18 protein-coding genes are annotated in these 17693 nt (G+C 62.5%); 12 read left to right on the top strand and 6 right to left on the bottom strand.

Features of this window, described 5'->3' with window-relative positions:
- Positions 1 to 76: 76 nt before the first annotated feature.
- Entirely contained in the window at positions 77 to 1192 is a 1116-nt protein-coding gene (locus B0G80_RS22435) for an AI-2E family transporter (protein ID WP_181920002.1), read from the bottom strand.
- Between the two features lie 269 nt (positions 1193 to 1461).
- On the opposite strand from B0G80_RS22435, the gene B0G80_RS22430 reads away from it, so the two are divergent.
- From B0G80_RS22430 to B0G80_RS22415, 4 genes are all read left to right on the top strand, one after another.
- A complete protein-coding gene (locus B0G80_RS22430) occupies positions 1462 to 2676 on the top strand; it encodes a DUF2863 family protein (protein ID WP_116119449.1) in 1215 nt (404 codons plus the stop codon).
- 234 nt (positions 2677 to 2910) lie between these two features.
- Entirely contained in the window at positions 2911 to 3789 is an 879-nt protein-coding gene (locus B0G80_RS22425; protein WP_116119448.1) for a response regulator transcription factor, read from the top strand.
- 112 nt (positions 3790 to 3901) lie between these two features.
- Positions 3902 to 4576, top strand: a complete 675-nt coding sequence (locus B0G80_RS22420; RefSeq protein ID WP_116119447.1) for an energy-coupling factor ABC transporter permease — start codon at positions 3902 to 3904, stop codon at positions 4574 to 4576.
- Between the two features lie 168 nt (positions 4577 to 4744).
- A complete protein-coding gene (locus B0G80_RS22415; protein ID WP_116119446.1) occupies positions 4745 to 5401 on the top strand; it encodes a BspC domain-containing protein in 657 nt (218 codons plus the stop codon).
- Between the two features lie 111 nt (positions 5402 to 5512).
- Here the strand turns inward: B0G80_RS22415 and B0G80_RS22410 are convergent, their stop codons facing one another.
- On the bottom strand, positions 5513 to 6667 hold the full coding sequence (locus B0G80_RS22410; RefSeq protein ID WP_116119445.1) for a M14-type cytosolic carboxypeptidase: 1155 nt from the start codon (positions 6665 to 6667) through the stop codon (positions 5513 to 5515).
- Positions 6668 to 6700: 33 nt separating this feature from the next.
- Complete coding sequence (gene yaaA, locus B0G80_RS22405; RefSeq protein WP_116119444.1) at positions 6701 to 7483, bottom strand: peroxide stress protein YaaA; 783 nt, start codon at positions 7481 to 7483, stop codon at positions 6701 to 6703.
- 57 nt (positions 7484 to 7540) lie between these two features.
- Here yaaA and B0G80_RS22400 point away from each other — a divergent pair, with 57 nt between their 5' ends.
- Both B0G80_RS22400 and B0G80_RS22395 read left to right on the top strand, forming a co-directional pair.
- Complete coding sequence (locus B0G80_RS22400; protein WP_116119443.1) at positions 7541 to 8038, top strand: putative toxin-antitoxin system toxin component, PIN family; 498 nt, start codon at positions 7541 to 7543, stop codon at positions 8036 to 8038.
- A gap of 142 nt (positions 8039 to 8180) precedes the next feature.
- Positions 8181 to 9353 (top strand): pyridoxal phosphate-dependent aminotransferase, encoded by a 1173-nt coding sequence (locus B0G80_RS22395; RefSeq protein WP_116119442.1) that lies wholly within the window; start codon positions 8181 to 8183, stop codon positions 9351 to 9353.
- Between the two features lie 106 nt (positions 9354 to 9459).
- Here B0G80_RS22395 and B0G80_RS22390 read toward each other — a convergent pair whose 3' ends face one another.
- Positions 9460 to 10107 (bottom strand): glutathione S-transferase family protein, encoded by a 648-nt coding sequence (locus B0G80_RS22390; RefSeq protein ID WP_116119441.1) that lies wholly within the window; start codon positions 10105 to 10107, stop codon positions 9460 to 9462.
- 125 nt (positions 10108 to 10232) lie between these two features.
- Between B0G80_RS22390 and B0G80_RS22385 the strand changes: the two genes are divergently transcribed.
- The 6 genes from B0G80_RS22385 (at position 10233) to B0G80_RS22360 (ending at position 16651) form a co-directional block, all read left to right on the top strand.
- Complete coding sequence (locus B0G80_RS22385) at positions 10233 to 11798, top strand: 3-hydroxyacyl-CoA dehydrogenase (RefSeq protein WP_116119440.1); 1566 nt, start codon at positions 10233 to 10235, stop codon at positions 11796 to 11798.
- The gene (locus B0G80_RS22380; RefSeq protein WP_116119439.1) at positions 11795 to 12583 is read left to right on the top strand and encodes an oxepin-CoA hydrolase, alternative type; all 789 of its coding nucleotides are present in this window, start codon (positions 11795 to 11797) and stop codon (positions 12581 to 12583) included. Before B0G80_RS22385 ends, B0G80_RS22380 begins: the two co-directional genes overlap by 4 nt.
- Before the next feature lie 11 nt (positions 12584 to 12594).
- Positions 12595 to 13311, top strand: a complete 717-nt coding sequence (locus B0G80_RS22375) for a histidine phosphatase family protein (protein WP_116119438.1) — start codon at positions 12595 to 12597, stop codon at positions 13309 to 13311.
- 21 nt (positions 13312 to 13332) lie between these two features.
- Complete coding sequence (locus B0G80_RS22370) at positions 13333 to 14439, top strand: phosphotransferase (protein WP_116119437.1); 1107 nt, start codon at positions 13333 to 13335, stop codon at positions 14437 to 14439.
- Between the two features lie 92 nt (positions 14440 to 14531).
- Positions 14532 to 15791, top strand: coding sequence for an acyl-CoA dehydrogenase family protein (locus B0G80_RS22365; protein ID WP_116119436.1), 1260 nt, complete (start codon positions 14532 to 14534; stop codon positions 15789 to 15791).
- 158 nt (positions 15792 to 15949) lie between these two features.
- Positions 15950 to 16651 (top strand): glutathione binding-like protein, encoded by a 702-nt coding sequence (locus B0G80_RS22360; RefSeq protein WP_106280396.1) that lies wholly within the window; start codon positions 15950 to 15952, stop codon positions 16649 to 16651.
- 101 nt (positions 16652 to 16752) lie between these two features.
- Here B0G80_RS22360 and B0G80_RS22355 read toward each other — a convergent pair whose 3' ends face one another.
- Positions 16753 to 17229 (bottom strand): MaoC family dehydratase, encoded by a 477-nt coding sequence (locus B0G80_RS22355; protein WP_116119435.1) that lies wholly within the window; start codon positions 17227 to 17229, stop codon positions 16753 to 16755.
- Positions 17226 to 17684 (bottom strand): MaoC family dehydratase, encoded by a 459-nt coding sequence (locus tag B0G80_RS22350; RefSeq protein ID WP_116119434.1) that lies wholly within the window; start codon positions 17682 to 17684, stop codon positions 17226 to 17228. The genes B0G80_RS22355 and B0G80_RS22350 overlap by 4 nt, the downstream gene beginning before the upstream one ends.
- Positions 17685 to 17693: the final 9 nt, after the last annotated feature.

The raw sequence follows: 17693 nt of genomic DNA, 5'->3' as shown, positions 1-17693 counted from the left end.
CCCGTTGTCCGAAGCACGAAAGAGCGAGATTCTAGCGAGCCCAAACCCGCCTTGCAAGCGTTATCTGGAAATTTATTCAGGGCACTTTTTTTACAGCGCCCGGCTCATCGACAACGAGCGCCTTTACGTCGGGCGTCGAGGCGCGCGCAGCGGGCGCGCCGATCGTCCAGTCGTGAAGCACGGTATACGCGACCGCCAGCAAAGTCGGCCCGATGAAAACCCCAAGGAATCCAAAAGCAAATGCACCGCCCAAGATACCTAGCATCACCAGAATCAGAGGCATGTCGCTATTCTTGCCGATCAGGATCGGCTTGATGACATTGTCGGACATGCCGACGGCCAGCACGCCCCACACCACCAAAAAGATCGCCCACCCCGTCGCGCCGCCGTGGTACAGCCAGATTGCCGCGGGCAACCAGACGACAACAGGGCCGCCCGGTATCACCGACAGGAAGAATGTCGCCAACCCGAGCAACGCCGGCGCCGGCACACCGGCGATCCAGCATCCAAAACCAGCCAGAATACCTTGCACGAGCGCCGTGCCGAGAATTCCATAGACAACGCCTTTCACCGTGCTGCCGGCGAGTGCCAACAGATAATCGGCGCGCTCGCCGGCAATACGCCGCATGCCCGCAGTCAGCCAGGCAGCCGCGCCCTCCCCGCCTGTGTAGAAAAAGAAAGCCAGCACGATGCTCAATGCCAGCAGCCCGAGACCGTGCGTAATAGCAATCGCGGCCGCCAGAATCCATTTGCCGGCGGGCGCCGCGAGCGTACGCAATTGCGCGATCAGTTCCGAATTGCTACTTGTGAGCCGCTCCCAGAATGCCTCGATGTTAGAACCCACCAGCGGAATCCGGGCAACCCACGGTGGCAAATCCGGCAAGCCGGCCTCGAAGAGCCGCTGCACCAGCGCGACGATCTCGTGCACGTGCGCCCCAAAGGCAAAGCCCGCGTACACAAACGGGCCAAGCACCACAACCAGAATGATCAACACGATCAAGGTGGCGGCCCCTTTACGACGGCCGCCCAGGGCAGCGGTCAGCCGCCGGTACAAGCCCCACGAGCTATAGCTGAGAATCGCGCCCCACAGCAGCGCGGTCGTAAAAGGCGCCAGCACCAGCAGCGAACCGCCCACCAGAATAATCAGCGCGAAAACCGCGGCAAGACGTTCGATCAGTTGGTCCGATTTCACGATGAATCTCCTGTTGCGCCAAGCTCCAGTGACGAGCGGACGTAGGTTTGTCGAGCGCCCTGAAAGGGTCAGTATAGGAGCGAGTCATGCGCCCGGGGCGTCTTATATCATCAGGTCAGGTCGTCATGCAAAGGGCCCGACAGATCCGCTCGGCAGCTCTGATTTTTAGTGTAGAAACGTCTTAATTCATCCGGCATTGCCGGCCAAACAATATGGCGGCATAGAAAAGACTAGAATATAAGGTTCTGTGCACCCCAATTTCCGGATTTATGCGCTCGCGAATCGCCAAACGTCTCCCCCCCGATGCCGACAAGCTTGTCGGTCTCTCGCTCGCGCTTTTCGCGTCGGGCAGCCGCACCGAGGACCGCTTCTGGGAAGCGAAACTCGACGCGCTGCTGGCCAAAATCGTTCGCAACGCCAACCAGACCACGCTGGATGCCGCGCTCGACCATCTGCAGCAAAATCATCCCGATGCCTACGGGGCGCTCGCCGACATGGCGGAAACCCATAGCGAGTCGTTCATCGTCGAACATGAAGGCGTGCCTTACGAGGCGCTGCTGATCGCCGCGCCGGTGCTCGCATGGACGCGCTACATGATCCCGTCCGGCCCGCTCAAGGCCGACGCCACCGACGCCCTGCGCGCACATCTGCGAGCGCACGTGCTCGCGACCAACACGCGGGTCGCTCTGGCGCCGTTCCTGTACAGCATCGATCAACTGCCGCGTCATCATGTCGAAACCTGGCGCATTGCCCAGCAACTCGCACAGGCAGCCATGGCTGGCGGCAACGTCAAACTGAATTTCGGCGAGCTGCCGGAAACCTCGCCGATACTGGCCGACCCGCGCTTCCTGCTGGCCGTGGTCGCGGCGCCGGTCGGCGAACCGACATTCCGCTGGCAGGAAGAAGAACATGGCAACCGGATCGAACGCGGGCAGTGCCTTGAACAATGGGCTACGCAAGGCGGCGCCAATCTGTCGCTGGTGTTGCCGGGCTGCGAATTCGAGTGCCTGCTGCCGGACGCCTATTACTCGGCCTGCCGCGATGCCGACGAACGCGTGCGTCCTCATACAGTGCGCACTGCCGTGCGCTATCTGTTCGACACGATCGGCGCGGCGCCGCAGGAGTTGCGCGCCGTTGTCGCAGGCTTCGGCGAGCGCCGCATCGACGAATACCGCGTCGGCTTCACGCGCCGCGGCAGCAATGACGTGATCTACGGCGTCGTGTGGCCGCTGTACGGCCGTGAGAACGGCGAACCCGGCATCGACGAAGAACCGCAAGAAACCGCCGCTTCGGACGACCCGCTCGAAGAAATCGTCGCGTTGCTCAAGGAAACCGGGGTGACCGAAGTGCGCCGCCACGCCGGCCGCTTCGAGCCGGAATATTGCGACGACTGCGGCGTACCGCTGTATGCCGATCCGCTCGGCGAAATCGTCCACGCCGAAATGCCGGAGGACGCGGAACCCGCGCAACCGCACTTCCATTGACCCTCTTCGCCGGCGCATTTTGCGCGTCGGAGTCGACATTAAAAAGCCCCGCCGCGCGCGGGGCTTTTTTGTGCTCGCCCGGTTTTACGTCATTCCTCTTATGCCTTTTGGACAGGCCGTCAAACAGAAGGGAATTTGTCATCATAGGCATGGCGACGCATCGCGAACGCATCCGGCTCTCACGCGCCGTGCGCACGCATCGCGCCACTTCGCCCGACTCATCTGGAGACATGCATGCGATTCTCGATACTCAACTCAGACGCGGAACGACGTGACGGGCTCAAGGCACTGCTGCGGCAAATCGACCGCCTGGCGCGTTTCAACGAAGCACAAGACTGGCGTCAGGTCGAACGCACGCTCAAGCGTCAGCGGCCCGACCTGCTGCTGGTCGATTGGCAAGACTGGATGTCGATCGCCGATATTCGCCATCTGCTCAGCCATTACCCCGATCTGCGCATTGCCGTGCTGTCCGACCAGATCTCGCCGACCGCCGTGCGAGATCTCATGGACGAAGGCGTGCTCGGCGTCGTGCCGCGCGACACCGATCCCTGCTTGATCGTGCGCGCGTTTGAAATGGTGCTGCTGGGCGGTCACTACGTGCCGCCTGGCGCGCTGGCGCTCGATCCTCCGCTGCCACCGGACATCACTATCCGGCCGTTCGACGAAAAGAGCCCACCGCCGCGTCGCGCCAGACTGGCCAACGTACTGTCGCCCCGTCAGCAGCAGATCATGCGCTGCGTCCACATGGGGAGCACCAACAAGATGATCGCGCGCACGCTCGGCATCAGCGAAGGCACGGTCAAGATCCATCTGACCAGCATATTCCAGCAGCTCGGCGCGCCCAATCGCGCGGCCGCGGTCGCGCTCTATAACGGCTGGCTGTCGAACCATTTGCAGGTGCTGCGCAACGGCGGCGACGGCCCGGTGCGTCCGATCATGGGCCAGCCCGGCGTGGTGCCGCTACGGCGTCGCGCGCGGCGGCGCTTCCAGTACCCGTTGCCGGCTAACGACACCGCTGCATTGTTGCCCATGGCAGCAGAACCAGGCGCACCGTATGGAGACGCGCCGTGCGTTGGGCCCGCACCGGACCCGCTCGCACCAGGCCCTGGATGAACGCCGCCGGCGTGCGCAACAGAATCCGGGCGAGCACTTTCCGACAGCGTTTGCGCCTGCTGGCATGGAATCCGCTCACACCTTTTCTCGTCCAACGAGTAATATGAGACTCATGGGTTTCCTCTACACACCGCTTCCGTTCTGGGTCGCTGTCGGTGGCTGGATCGCCACTGCGATAGTGGTCGCGCTCGCGCTGTGGAAAAATCCTTTCAAACGACTTCAGGACGGCACACTGCAGCATGTCTGGCTTGCGATCATCGTCGCAGTGTCGGTGCTGTGGGCAAGTAATGCGTGGCTCGACGACGGCACGGTCATGCATCTGCTCGGCGCCACGCTAGTCGTCACGTTGTTCGACTGGGCGTTGGCGCTGATCGCCATGGCGGTGGTCACGGGTCTTGCCGCCGTCGTCTTCGATGCGCCATGGCAGGGCATCGCACTCACGTTCCTCGTGTACGGTGCACTGCCGGTCGGCATTTCCACTTTGCTCCAGCGCATCAGCATCGCGTGGCTGCCACGCAATCTCTTCATGTTCATTCTCGGCCAGGGCTTTGTTTCGCCTGCCATCGCCGTGTCGCTCACGGCGGCCGCCGCCCTCGGCATTCATATCGCGCTCGCCGACGGTTCGGTGACCGTGGTGCCCGCCGGCTACGCATTCAGCGTGTTCCTGCTTGCCACCGGGGAATCCTGGTTCACCGGCATGTCGACGGCGTTGATCTCGGTCTACCGTCCGGCGTGGGTCACCACCTATGATGTGCGGAGATACCGGCTGGGCGGACCACGCACCTGACACTCGCGCGGGCACCGAACGCGTATTGACGGCGAACAGCGACTCGGCTTCGTCGAGCCGCCCGGGCCCACACACTCCCAACAGGAAAATATTTGTGTCAGGATTGAACTCCACCCTCTTGCCGGGCATCTTACGTGCCTCATGTCTCATTAGCGTCTAACTAACTAGATGGATCGCACCAACGTACCGCGCCGATTGCTGCGGCTGGTCGGCCGGTTGACAACATGTGCGGCGAGTCTCTCGCTCATATGCTCTGCTCCCGCATTCGCCGATCAACTCGAACAGCACAACGATCTCGTCAACAAATTTGTCAATGACCTGCATGCGGACCCGCTCGTTGCGGACTGCGCGGCCCATGGCAACTTTGTCGCCAGCACGTCGACCGCCTTCGACCATGTCGAATTTCCACCTAGTTCGTTCGACAGCGCGCATGCGTCGGTCACGCCGTGGAACGATTCCTTCGACGAGGGCAAGCAGCGCGTCAAGGTAGACAATATCGTCACCGTCGAAGGGCTCGGCATCCGCCAGAGCGGCAGCGGCGATCCCGCGGATCTCAAGTTCCGCTGCGGCTACGTCGGCACGCAGATGCTCGCGTTCAGCTGGAACGATCCGGTGCCGCCGGCCCGCGCGCGCAGTTCGGAACCGTCGGGATCGCGTGCATCGTCGGGCAAGCACAAGAGCGCCAAAGGCAAGCACTCGGCGAGCGGCAAGACAACGAAGAAAGCCACCACCAAGTCGTCCAAGCCAAGCTCGGGCAAATCATCGAAAGCAAGCTCGAACAAAGCAGCTTCGAAGAAGGCCGTGGCGAAGAAGAAAACTCATTAACGGGTCACGCTGGCGGCATCCGCCTGCCAGTGCGCCAAGTCAACCACGCGCCCTAATGAAAAACGAGGCACACACTGTGAAGTGTGTGCCTCGTTTTATGTACAGCGACGTTCAGGCAAATGTTTCCACGTGCCGCAAGATCGCTTGCAGCATTGCAGCCCCGAGCGCGGCGCTACGCTCGCCGTTCCAGCCCACTCGCTCGTCGGGCAGATTGGCGTTGTCCTTGAACGGCATCTCCAAAGTCAGCGACAGGCAGCCGAATTCGTTGCCGATATACTTCGACGCCAGCTTCAGTGCGTCCTCGCGATACTTGCTCGCGGCATAGCCATACTTGTCCTGAAAATCAGGGCTCGCCTGCTTGAACGCTTCGATGAACGCCTTCTGCTCCTGCCCTTGCCGTTCGGTGAAGCCCGGCAGCATTTCGGAGCCGGCCACGAAAACGTAAGGCAGCGCCTCGTCGCCGTGGATATCGAAGAACAGATCGCAACCAGTGGCGTGAATCGCGTCGCGCACCACCAGCACCTCGGGGCTGCGCGCGGTATCCGGCGCCATCCACTCGCGATTCAGATTCGCACCCGCCGCATTCGTGCGCAGATTGCCGTGCACGCTGCCGTCCGGATTCATGTTCGGCACAATGTAAAAGACCGCGTGATCATAGAGCTTGCGCGCGACCGGGTCGCCCGCCCAATCGCCCCAACCCGCCAGCCGCTTCACGAGCCCCTCGATAAACCATTCGGCCATCGTCTCGCCTGGATGCTGGCGCGCGATCAGCCAGATCTTCTTCTTGGGCGTGTCGCCGGTTTGCGGCGTGCCGAGCGTAAGCAGCGACATGGGCCGGCCTTCGACGGTCGTGCCCAACTCGGTGAGCGTGGCCTGCGGCATCTGCTGCACCGCGCCGAGAAACTCCGAGTGGCGCTCTTCGCTATACGGCTCGAAGTACGCGTAGTAAATACGGTCGAAATCCGGCGTGTGATCGATCGTCAGCACGCGGCCGTCGTACGACGTAGGCACGCGAAACCAGTTCACGCGGTCATAGCTCGCCACCGCCTGATAGTCGCGCCAGCCTTCGGCAAAGGCACACGCGGCCGCATTCTCGAAAGTCATCACGCAGCGTTCGCCCGCCGCGCCCGATAGGCGGAAATAAAACCATTGCGCGAACTCGGCATGGCTGTCCGGCCGCACGCGCAAGCGGATGTTGCCTGCTTCTTCGCAGGAGAGCACTTCGATCGCACCCGCGTCGAAGTTGCTTGTAATCGATAACGTCATGATGTTCTTCCCTGCTTGTCCGCGTGGCGACGCTTAGTCAGCGACGCGGCGGCGGAATACGTAAGTGGAATCGTTCGAGGCTTCGGTGTCGAACGCATAGCCGTCGGCGTCGAAGTCCTTCAGTTGCTCAGGCCGGTCGAGGCGATTCTCCACGGCATAACGCGCCATCAGACCGCGCGCGCGCTTTGCATGGAAGCTGATGATCTTGTAGCGGCCGCCCTTCCAGTCTTCGAAAACGGGCGTGATGATCGGCGCTTCGAGCAGCTTCGGCTTGACCGACCTGAAGTATTCGCCCGATGCGCAGTTCACCAGCACGCGCGACGCCACGGCGTTCTTCTTCAGTTGCGCATTCAGCGCCTGCGTGATGCGCTCGCCCCAGAACGCGTACAGATCCTTGCCGCGCGGGTTGGCGAAACGCGTACCCATTTCGAGCCGGTATGGCTGCAGCAGATCGAGCGGCCGCAGCAAACCGTACAGGCCGGACAGCACGCGCACGTGATTCTGCGCATAGTCCAGATCCGCCGACGACAGCGTCTTCGCATTGAAGCCTTCGTACACGTCGCCGTTGAACGCCAGTACCGCCTGCTTGGCGTTGTGCGTGCCGAACTTGGGCGACCACTCCGCGTAACGCTGGAAATTGAGGTGCGCGAGCTGATCCGAAATGTCCATCAGGGAGGCGATCTGCTGCGGCGACAAACGGCGCAATCCGCCAATCAATTCGGCCGCGTCGTCGACAAAATCGGGGATCGTGTGCTTTTTGACGTGAGGCGGGGTTTCGTAGTCGAGCGATTTCGCCGGCGACAGAACGATTATCATAGAGGCTTGCAGGCACGCCGTGCCTGGCGGTCAAAGACGAAAGCCAGATTGTAACGAATGCCCGGTTCCCATGCCTCACCCGACGCTTTGCGCGTCGTCCTCGATTCCAATGTGTGGATCGACATTCTCGTGTTCGACGACCCGCACACGCGGCCGATCGCGGCCGCGCTCGAAAGCGGCGCGCTGACCGCGCTGATCGACGCACGCTGCCTCGCTGAACTTACCTATGTGCTCGACTATCCGCAATTCGTGCATCGGAATGTGGACAAGGCCGTGGCGCTGGCGGTCGTTTCACGGCTCGCGCAGTTGGTCGAACCCGAGGCGCAAGCGGAAGATGCCAGGCCCTTGCCCAAATGCAAAGACCGCGACGACCAGAAGTTTCTCGAGCTTGCACACGCCGCGCAGGCCGACTGGCTGGTCTCGAAGGATCGCGCCGTGTTGAAGCTGGCCAAGCGGATTGCACGTGACTTCGGGTTTCAGATCGCACAACCGGCGCCGTTCGTCGCCGCCATCGGCATGTCGCTGAACGCGGGCGGCGAGCCTTTAACCGCATGACCCGCCAGCCGCATGGCCCTGGCCAGACGGCTAACGTAAGTTCCATGGTGCGCACAGCGCGCCGCGATTCCCTACAATCAGGCTTCGCCCGTTTCAACCAACGCCTTTGTCTAACCCATTTGCCCACGCTCCGGACAGCGCCATGAATGCACCGCACGACACGCCTTCGAGTCCCACGTTTCCGTCTCGCCTGCCGGACGTCGGCACGACGATTTTCACCGTGATGAGCGCGCTCGCCGCCGAAAAAGGCGCGGTCAATCTGGGTCAGGGCTTTCCCGATTTCAACTGCGATCCGCGCATCGTCGATGCGGTCGCGAACGCCATGCGCGACGGCCACAACCAGTACCCGCCGATGGCCGGCGTCGCGCCGCTGCGTCAGGCGATCTCGGACAAGATCGAAAAGCTGTACGGCCGCCGCTACAACGCCACCACCGAGATCACCGTGACAGCGGGCGCGACGCAAGCGTTGCTGACCGCGATTCTCTGCACGGTCCACCCGGGCGACGAGGTGATCGTGGTCGAGCCGACCTACGACAGCTACCTGCCGTCCATCGAACTGGCCGGCGGCAAGCCGGTGTTTGTCACGCTCGACGCCCCCGACTACGCGATCCCGTTCGACAAGCTCGCCGCCGCGATCACGCCGAAGACGCGGCTCCTGCTGATCAACACGCCGCACAATCCGACCGGCACGGTGTGGCGCGCGGAAGACATGCGCAAGCTCGAAGAGATCGTGCGCGGCACCAACGTGCTGATCCTGTCCGACGAAGTGTATGAGCACATGGTCTACGACGGCGCGCCGCACGAGAGCGTGGCGCGCTATCCCGAACTTGCGCAACGCAGTTTCGTGGTGTCGAGCTTCGGCAAGACGTATCACGTAACGGGCTGGAAGGTCGGCTACGTGGCCGCGCCCGCCGCGCTCACCGCCGAGTTCCGCAAGGTGCACCAGTTCAACGTGTTCACGGTCAACACGCCAATGCAGATCGGCCTCGCCGATTACATGAACGACCCCGCGCCATATCTCGGCCTGCCCGTGTTTTATCAGAAGAAGCGCGACTTCTTCCGCGCCGGCCTCGCGAACTCACGCTTCAAACTGTTGCCGTGCACGGGCACGTACTTCCAGTGCGTCGACTATTCGGCGATCAGCGACTTGCCCGAAGCCGAATTCGCGCAATGGCTGACCGGCGAAATCGGCGTAGCGGCCATTCCGGTCTCGGCCTTCTATCACGAGGCCCATGAATCGGGCGTCGTGCGCTTCTGCTTTGCCAAGCAGGAAAGCACGCTGGCCACCGCACTCGAGCGGCTGGCGCGCCTCTAGCATGTCCCGCGCGATGCTGAGAACGAACCAACGTTCCTCGCCATCGCGCGTAGCGGTGCGGGCGTGCGCGGTACGCCCCGGTTCACCTGGTTCCGGGCCGCGCCCGTCAAACCGGGCGCGACGCCGCGACATACGCCTTGCGGTCCTCGGTCACACGCTGCGCGGCAGGCCTCACGTTGATCGCTTTCACATAGCTCTTCCAGTCGATCCCTGCGTCGAGCAGAAAATCGCTGCCGTAAATGGTCTGCGTCGCCATGCCCACCAGCGGCAAACTCACATAGCCGGCCGTATCCGCGACGCTGAAACGCTCGCCCCTCAGATACGGCCCGAACTTCGCGATCCGTTTGAAGCCGGCAATGTGATGCCGGAGCAGTTTCTCGACACGCCCTTTGGTCGCCTCGGTCACGGTGCCGCCAAAGAATGCTTCCTTGTAGAGATTGCGCACCGTCAGTTCGAGATGCACGTCGACGAACATGATCAGTTCGCGCTCTTTGGCCGCTTCCCATGGGTCGGCGGAGAAAATCGCCTTGTCGGGAAAGCGCGCGGCCAGATACTCGACAATGCATTGCGATTCACTCAGATCGCCGTCTTCAGTCTGCAGATAAGGCACTTTGCCGAGCGGCGAATGCTCGAGCATGGCCTCGTCCTGGCTCGGCTTCACGGACACTTCTTCGAACGGAATGTCGTGTTCGAGCAGCACGAACTTCACTTTGTTGTAGTAGTTAGAGAGCGCGAAACCGCACAGCTTGATCATTGGGTGTCTCCTTCCCTTAAGTTGTCTGCGACCGCTCATCGACGTCACAACAGCGGCCTTCGATCAATCATCCAGTAAATTGCACGATCGTGCTATTCTAAAATAACCATGGAGTCGAGTTTCCAATGACCTCTCGCAATTTCAGCATCGAGACTATCGGCATTGTCGGAACCGGAGCAATGGGCCGCGGTATCGCCCAGATCGCCGCACTGGCCGGTCTCAGTGTGCGTCTGTACGACACTAACCCTGCTGCGATCGGCGCCGCGCGCGACTACCTCGCCGAGACTTTCGCCAAATTGACGGCTAAAGGCAAGCTCGATCAGGCCCGCTCGCTTGCGGCGCTCGCGAACGTGAGCGGCGCGCAGAGCATCGGCGAACTGGCCGGCTGCGATCTGGTCGTCGAGGCGATCGTCGAGAAACTCGACGTGAAGCAGGCGCTATTCCGCGAACTCGAGACCGTCGTGAGCGGCCGCTGCGTGTTGGCGTCCAACACGTCTTCGTTGTCCATTACGGCAATTGCCGCCGGCTGCAGTGACCCGTCGCGCGTGGTCGGCTATCACTTCTTCAATCCCGTGCCGTTGATGAAGGTCGTCGAGGTGATCGACGGTCTGCGCAGCGACCCCGCGGCAGGCGACGCGCTGATGGATCTCGCGCGCCGCATGGGTCACACGCCGGTGCGCGCGAAAGATATGCCCGGCTTTATCGTGAATCACGCGGGCCGCGGCATGAATACCGAAGGCTTGCGCGTGGCCGGTGAGGGTGTGGCCAGTTTCGCCGACATCGACCGCATCATGCGCGAGCAGGCCGGCTTTCGCCTCGGCCCATTCGAGTTGCTCGATTTGACGGCGCTGGACGTCTCGCATCCGGTGATGGAGTCGATCTACCATCAGTTCTATGAAGAGCCGCGCTTCACGCCGTCGCCGATTACCGGCACGCGGCTCGCCGGCGGACTGCTCGGCCGGAAGACGGGCGAAGGCTTTTATCGCTACGAAGACGGCAAGCAGCAAGTGGCCGCCGAAGCGCCCATACCGACCGGACTGCCGGCAAGCGTCTGGGTCAGCAAGCGTTATCCGCAAGCCCGCGACGCGGTCGTGCAACTCATCGAGAAAGCCGGTGTGAAGCTCGACGACGGCGCCACGCCCGCAGCGAATTCGCTGATCGTCGTCACACCGTTCGGTCACGATGCGACCACGGCCGCGGTCGATGAAGCGCTGGACGCAACCCGCGTCGTCGCGATCGATGCGCTCTTCCCGCTGGTCGGCGCGCAACGCCGCACGCTGATGACAACGCCCGCCACCGCGCGCAGCGCGCGTGACACGGCGCACGCGCTCTTTGCCGCCGACGGCGTGCCCGTCACCGTAATCCGCGATTCCACCGGCTTCGTCGCGCAACGCGTGGTGGCGACCATCGTCAACATCGGCTGCGATATCGCACAAAAACAGATCGCCACGCCGGAAGACATCGACCTCGCCGTGACACTCGGCCTCGGCTACCCGCGCGGCCCGCTAGCCCTCGGCGACGCGCTCGGTTCGACCACGATCCTGGCCATCCTGCGCAACATGTTCAGTGTGCTCGGCGATCCGCGCTATCGTCCGTCTCCATGGCTCGCGCGGCGAGCGCAACTTGGCATGTCGTTGACCCAGCGCGACGCGGCCGACATCGAAACGAAGACTCAGGAGACACAACAATGAGCGCCGAACTGCTGACCTCGCGCCCCACCGAAAGCGAATCGACACTAGTCCTCACGCTCTCGAACCCAGGCGCACGCAACGCGCTGCACCCGGACATGTACGCCGCCGGCATCGAGGCGCTCGACTCGGTGGAACGCGATCCGTCGATTCGCGCCGTCGTGATCACCGGCGCCGACAACTTCTTCTGCGCGGGCGGCAATCTGAACCGCTTGCTGGAGAACCGCGCGAAAGATCCGTCCGTGCAAGCGGAGAGCATCGATCTGCTCGGCGAATGGATCTCGGCGGTGCGTCTTTCGTCGAAGCCGGTGATCGCCGCCGTCGATGGCGCCGCGGCCGGCGCGGGATTCTCGCTCGCGCTGGCCTGCGACCTGATCGTGGCCGCGGACGAAGCCAAATTCGTCATGTCGTATGCACGCGTCGGCCTGACGCCCGACGGCGGCGGGTCGTGGTTTCTCGCTCAAGCCCTGCCGCGTCAATTGGCCACGGAAGTGTTGATCGAAGGCAAACCGGTCGGGGCGACACGCCTGCATGAACTCGGTGTCGTCAACAAGCTGGTCAAGACCGGCACCGTGCGCGACGCCGCGGTCGCGTGGGCCGACGAGCTCGGCAAGATTTCGCCCAACTCGGTCGCGCGCATCAAGGGGTTGATCGGCGCAGCCGGCACGCAGCCGCTCGCCGATCATCTCGTGGCGGAGCGCGACAGTTTTGTCGCCTCGCTGCATCACCGTGACGGGCTTGAAGGGATTTCCGCGTTCCTCGAGAAACGCGCGCCGGTCTATAAGTGAACGAAGGAACGATGCCCGACTATCAACTGCCCAAGCGCCGCCGCATCTTTTTGATGCGTCACGGCGACGTCACGTACTTCGACGACTCCGGCCGCGCGATCGATCCCGAAACCGTCCCGCTGAACGCTAACGGCCGCGAGCAGGCCAGCGCGGCGGGCCGCGTGTTCGCGCAACGGCAGGTCCGTTTCGACCGGGTGATCGTCAGCGGTTTGCCGCGCACCATCGAAACCGCGCGGCGCGTGTTGGCCGAGACCGGCCAGCAGATCGAACTCGAAATCGAACCCGCCTGGGAAGAGATTCGCGGCGGCAGGCTCAGCAATATTCCGCTGCAGGACATAGAAGCGGCGTTTCTTGGCGTGTTCGACGGTATCGTGCCGGAAAGCACGCGGTTTCTCGACGGCGAGACCATCGGCGCGCTGTTCGATCGCGTCTTGCCGGCGGTCGCGGCGCTGCGCGAAGACAGGTCGTGGGACACCGTGCTGCTGGTTCTGCATGGCGGCGTGAACCGGGCAATCCTGTCGCATGCTCTTACGGCCGGCGGCCGCACGTTCTTCGGCCATCTGGCGCAAGCCACCGGCTGCATCAACGCGCTCGACGTGGGCGCCGAGCCGCGTGACTGGGTGCTGCGCACGATCAACTATTCACCGCCGTCGCCGTTGCATCGCGACGTCCGCAACACCACGATGGAAATGCTCTACGCACAGTTCATTCAATACAAGCGTAGCTGAACCCCGAACTGGAGGAGACAGATGGTGCAAGCCACACAGACCGGCGAACCAGAACACCAACCGGATTATTCGGATTTCGAAGGGACGCGCCCCGTCAGCGAGCGGCAACGCTTTGACACCGGCGCGCTCGCCGCCTGGCTGACCCAACATGTCGACGGATTTTCCGGCCCCCTCACACTGGAGCAATTCGCCGGAGGTCAGTCCAATCCGACGTTCAAGCTGCTCACGCCGTCACGCTCGTATGTGATGCGCGCCAAACCGGGGCCGGCGGCGAAGTTACTGCCGTCGGCGCATGCTGTCGAACGCGAATACCGCGTGATGCACGCACTCGCCGACACCGACGTACCAGTCGCGAAGATGCTCGCCTTGTGCGAGGACGAAAGCGTGATCGGCCGCGCGTTTTATGTCATGGAGTTCGTCGAGGGCCGCGTGCTGTGGGATCAATCGTTGCCCGGCATGACGCCCGCCGAACGCGCCGCCATCTACGACGAAATGAACCGCGTGATCGCGGCGCTGCACAGCGTCGACGTCGCGGCCGTGGGTCTCGCCGACTACGGCAAGCCAGGCAATTACTTCGCGCGCCAGATCGGCCGCTGGAGCAAGCAGTACATCGCATCCGAGACCGAAACTATCGACGCTATGCAGCGCCTGATCGAATGGCTGCCGCAGCATATGCCGGCCGAAACGGGCGAGCGCGCATCCGTCGTGCATGGCGACTACCGGCTCGACAATCTGATCTTTCATCCCGAGGAACCACGCGTGCTCGCCGTGCTCGACTGGGAGTTGTCGACGCTCGGCGATCCGCTCGCCGATTTCGCGTATCACTGCATGGCGTGGCACGTCGACCCGGCGCAATTCCGCGGCATCGCGGGCCTCGATTGGGCGGCCCTCGGCATTCCTGACGAGCAACAGTACGTCGAGCGCTATTGCCAACGCACCGGCTTCGAGATTCAAGGCGACTGGAATTTCTATCTGGCGTACAACATGTTTCGCATTGCCGCGATCCTGCAAGGGATCATGAAACGCGTCGTCGACGGTACGGCAGCCAGCGCTCAGGCGCTCGATGCCGGCCGCCGCGCGAAGCCGATGGCCGAACTCGCCTGGCGCTACGCGCAGAAAGTGCGCTGACTGGCATCGCGTGCTGAATCGCATATCTGATTGTGCGTTCTGCCGCGATCCGAACAAACGTCGTCCGTTACCCGTCATTCGCGAGGTCTTACATGAATTTCGACTACACCCCGAAGGTTCAGGCGTTGCGCGAAAAGCTGCTCGCATTCTTCGACGAGCACATCTATCCGAACGAGCAGGCATTCTACGCAGAGATCGCAGGCAATCGCCAAAGCGGTAACGCGTGGCTGCCAACCGAACTGATCGAACAACTCAAGCAGAAAGCGCGCGACGCCGGCTTGTGGAATCTGTTCCTGCCCGACTCCGTGCGCGGCGCCGGTTTGACGAATCTCGAATACGCGCCGCTGTGCGAGATCATGGGCCGCGTGCCCTGGGCGCCTGAAGTATTCAACTGCAACGCGCCCGACACCGGCAATATGGAAACGATCGAGCGCTACGGCAGCGACGAGAACAAGCGCGCGTGGCTCGAACCGCTGCTACAAGGTCAGATCCGTTCGGCGTTTCTGATGACGGAGCCTGAAGTGGCGTCGTCGGATGCGACCAATATCCAGACCAGCATCGTGCGCGACGGCGATTACTACGTGGTCAACGGCCACAAGTGGTGGTCGTCCGGCGCGGGCGATCCGCGCTGCAAGATCTATATCGTCATGGGCAAGACCGATCCGGAAGCACCGCGCCACCAGCAGCAGTCGATGATCCTGATTCCCGCCGACGCCACCGGCATCACCGTGCATCGTCCGCTCACCGTGTTCGGTTACGACGACGCGCCGCACGGGCACATGGAAATCACACTCGAGAATGTGCGCGTGCCGGTCGGCAACATGCTGCTCGGCGAAAGCCGCGGCTTCGAGATCGCGCAAGGGCGACTCGGGCCGGGACGCATCCATCACTGCATGCGTCTGATCGGTCTTGCCGAACGCGCCCTCGAACTCATGTCGAAACGTTCGCTGCAACGTGTCGCGTTCGGCAAACCGGTCGCCGCGCAAGGCGTCACGCAGGAACGTATCGCCGAAGCGCGCTGCATGATCGAGCAGGCGCGTCTCCTCACGCTGAAAACGGCTTACATGATGGACACCGTCGGCAACAAAGGCGCGCGCGGCGAGATCGCGATGATCAAGGTCGTTGCGCCGAACATGGCGTGTCAGGTGATCGACTGGGCGATTCAAGCGCACGGCGGCGGTGGCGTCAGCGACGATTTTCCGCTCGCGTATGCCTACGCGTCGGCACGAACGCTGCGTTTCGCTGACGGTCCCGACGAGGTGCACCGCAACGCGATCGCCAAGCTCGAACTCGCGCGTTATATGGACGCGGGCGCGGCGGCTCGTGTGGAGACGCCGATTACGCGGGTTTGATGCTGAGCCGAGCCCTGCCCAGCCCGGAAGTTCAGCCCGGCGCCGCGAAGCCGCGACTGACTTGCAGCGCCGCCAGCAGCATCGCGCGATCTATGCTCTAATTTTCGTCAACAGCGGCGCCCTTCGAGGCGCCGCTTTCACGAGACAAAGGAACTACGATGATCGACGTTTATAGCTGGGCAACCCCGAACGGCCACAAGATTCACATCATGCTCGAAGAGACGGGCCTCGCGTACAACGTTCACGGCGTGAATATCGGCACGGGAGACCAGTTCAAACCCGAGTTTCTCGCCATCAGCCCGAACAACAAGATCCCGGCAATCGTCGATTCCGAGGGCCCCAAGGGGGCCGACGGCCAGCCGTTCGCCTTGTTCGAATCGGGCGCGATCCTGATTTACCTCGCCGAGAAAACCGGCAAGTTTCTGCCGACTGATCCGGCCGCGCGTTATTCCACGCTGCAGTGGCTGATGTTTCAGATGGGCGGTCTGGGTCCGATGCTCGGGCAAACTCACCACTTCCGCAACTACGCGCCGGAGCAGATTGAATACGCGGTCAACCGGTACACGAACGAAACGAAGCGCCTTTATGGCGTAATGGACACGCAACTCGGCAAGACGAAGTATCTCGCGGGCAACGACTATACGATCGCGGACATCGCCGCGTTCCCGTGGACGCGCTCGTGGCAAAACCAGGGCTTGGAACTCGACGCGTTCCCGAATGTGAAGCGCTGGCATGAAGAGATCGCCGCGCGTCCAGCGGTCGTGCGCGGTGTGGAAGTGCTGGCGTCCGCGCGTCAACCGCTCATGGACGACAAGGCGAAGGAAATACTGTTCGGTGCGACGCAATACGCGAAACATTGAATGCGCAGCCACATCTGAATCTGCGTTTGCCTCTGTGAAAAAGCGCGAACGGCATTCATGCCGGCTCGCGCTTTTTCTAACTCGCATGTGCCGCCGAAACGCTAAAAATAATGCAGCGTAATGAACTCCGCGACACACACCGGCCGCTCACTGCCCTGCCGCTCCAGCTTCACGTTCCACACCACTTGCACGCCGTTGTTATCGACTTCCGAAACGGACTCGACCGCGAATTTGGCGCGCAACTGTGAGCCGACGGGCACCGGCGACGTAAACCTCGCGCGATTCAATCCGTAATTGACGCCCATGCGCTGCTCGAGCGCCACCGTCTTACCGAGCAGCGCCGGAATCAACGATAGCGTCAGGAAACCGTGCGCCACGGGACCGCCGAACGGCGACTCGCGCCGCGCACGCTCGGGGTCGACGTGAATCCATTGATGGTCACCGGTCGCTTCGGCGAAACGATCGACGCTCGCCTGATCCACCGTCAGCCATTCGCTCACGAGCGGCTCGCCGCCCACCAACGCGCGCAATGCCGACGCGTTGCCGAAGGTTGCGGCGGGCGCCGCGCTGCCCGTCATGACGCGGCGCCTGGATTACGCAGGCCGAATAGTCCCTTCGAGCGCACCGTGATCACCGTTTCGCCATGCTGATTGATGCCTTCCCACTGCGTCGACACGATGCCGCGATCCGGCTTGCTCTCCGAGATGCGCTTGTCGAGCACGGCGTTCATCATGGTGATCGTGTCACCGACACGCACCGGCTTCAACCAGCGGATATCGTCGATACCGGGCGAGCCCATCGACGTGGAACCCGCGAACGCGTTGCGCACCAGCATGCCCATCATGACCGAGCAGGTATGCCAGCCACTCGCCACCAAGCCGCGGAATGGCGACTCGGCGGCGGCGACCTCATCCAGATGAAACGGTTGCGGATCGAACTTCTGTGCAAACTCGACAATCTCTTCGCGCGTGAACGTGTGCTTGCCGATCTCGATGCTCGTGCCGACTATGAAGTCTTCGTAACTCAAGCCCATCCTCGCACC

The organism is Paraburkholderia sp. BL6669N2, from assembly GCF_003387275.1.
Classification (GTDB): Bacteria; Pseudomonadota; Gammaproteobacteria; order Burkholderiales; family Burkholderiaceae; genus Paraburkholderia.
The sequence above is the reverse complement of the archived record's forward strand: the minus strand, read 5'-3'. Positions and strand labels throughout refer to the sequence as shown.

Coding starts and splice junctions, on each gene's coding strand:
- B0G80_RS22430 (WP_116119449.1), top strand. CDS start 1,462: ATGCGCTCGCGAATCGCCAAACGTCTCCCCCCCGATGCCGACAAGCTT.
- B0G80_RS22425 (WP_116119448.1), top strand. CDS start 2,911: ATGCGATTCTCGATACTCAACTCAGACGCGGAACGACGTGACGGGCTC.
- B0G80_RS22420 (WP_116119447.1), top strand. CDS start 3,902: ATGGGTTTCCTCTACACACCGCTTCCGTTCTGGGTCGCTGTCGGTGGC.
- B0G80_RS22415 (WP_116119446.1), top strand. CDS start 4,745: ATGGATCGCACCAACGTACCGCGCCGATTGCTGCGGCTGGTCGGCCGG.
- B0G80_RS22410 (WP_116119445.1), bottom strand. CDS start 6,667: ATGACGTTATCGATTACAAGCAACTTCGACGCGGGTGCGATCGAAGTG.
- yaaA (WP_116119444.1), bottom strand. CDS start 7,483: ATGATAATCGTTCTGTCGCCGGCGAAATCGCTCGACTACGAAACCCCG.
- B0G80_RS22400 (WP_116119443.1), top strand. CDS start 7,541: ATGCCCGGTTCCCATGCCTCACCCGACGCTTTGCGCGTCGTCCTCGAT.
- B0G80_RS22395 (WP_116119442.1), top strand. CDS start 8,181: ATGAATGCACCGCACGACACGCCTTCGAGTCCCACGTTTCCGTCTCGC.
- B0G80_RS22390 (WP_116119441.1), bottom strand. CDS start 10,107: ATGATCAAGCTGTGCGGTTTCGCGCTCTCTAACTACTACAACAAAGTG.
- B0G80_RS22385 (WP_116119440.1), top strand. CDS start 10,233: ATGACCTCTCGCAATTTCAGCATCGAGACTATCGGCATTGTCGGAACC.
- B0G80_RS22380 (WP_116119439.1), top strand. CDS start 11,795: ATGAGCGCCGAACTGCTGACCTCGCGCCCCACCGAAAGCGAATCGACA.
- B0G80_RS22375 (WP_116119438.1), top strand. CDS start 12,595: ATGCCCGACTATCAACTGCCCAAGCGCCGCCGCATCTTTTTGATGCGT.
- B0G80_RS22370 (WP_116119437.1), top strand. CDS start 13,333: ATGGTGCAAGCCACACAGACCGGCGAACCAGAACACCAACCGGATTAT.
- B0G80_RS22365 (WP_116119436.1), top strand. CDS start 14,532: ATGAATTTCGACTACACCCCGAAGGTTCAGGCGTTGCGCGAAAAGCTG.
- B0G80_RS22360 (WP_106280396.1), top strand. CDS start 15,950: ATGATCGACGTTTATAGCTGGGCAACCCCGAACGGCCACAAGATTCAC.
- B0G80_RS22355 (WP_116119435.1), bottom strand. CDS start 17,229: ATGACGGGCAGCGCGGCGCCCGCCGCAACCTTCGGCAACGCGTCGGCA.
- B0G80_RS22350 (WP_116119434.1), bottom strand. CDS start 17,684: ATGGGCTTGAGTTACGAAGACTTCATAGTCGGCACGAGCATCGAGATC.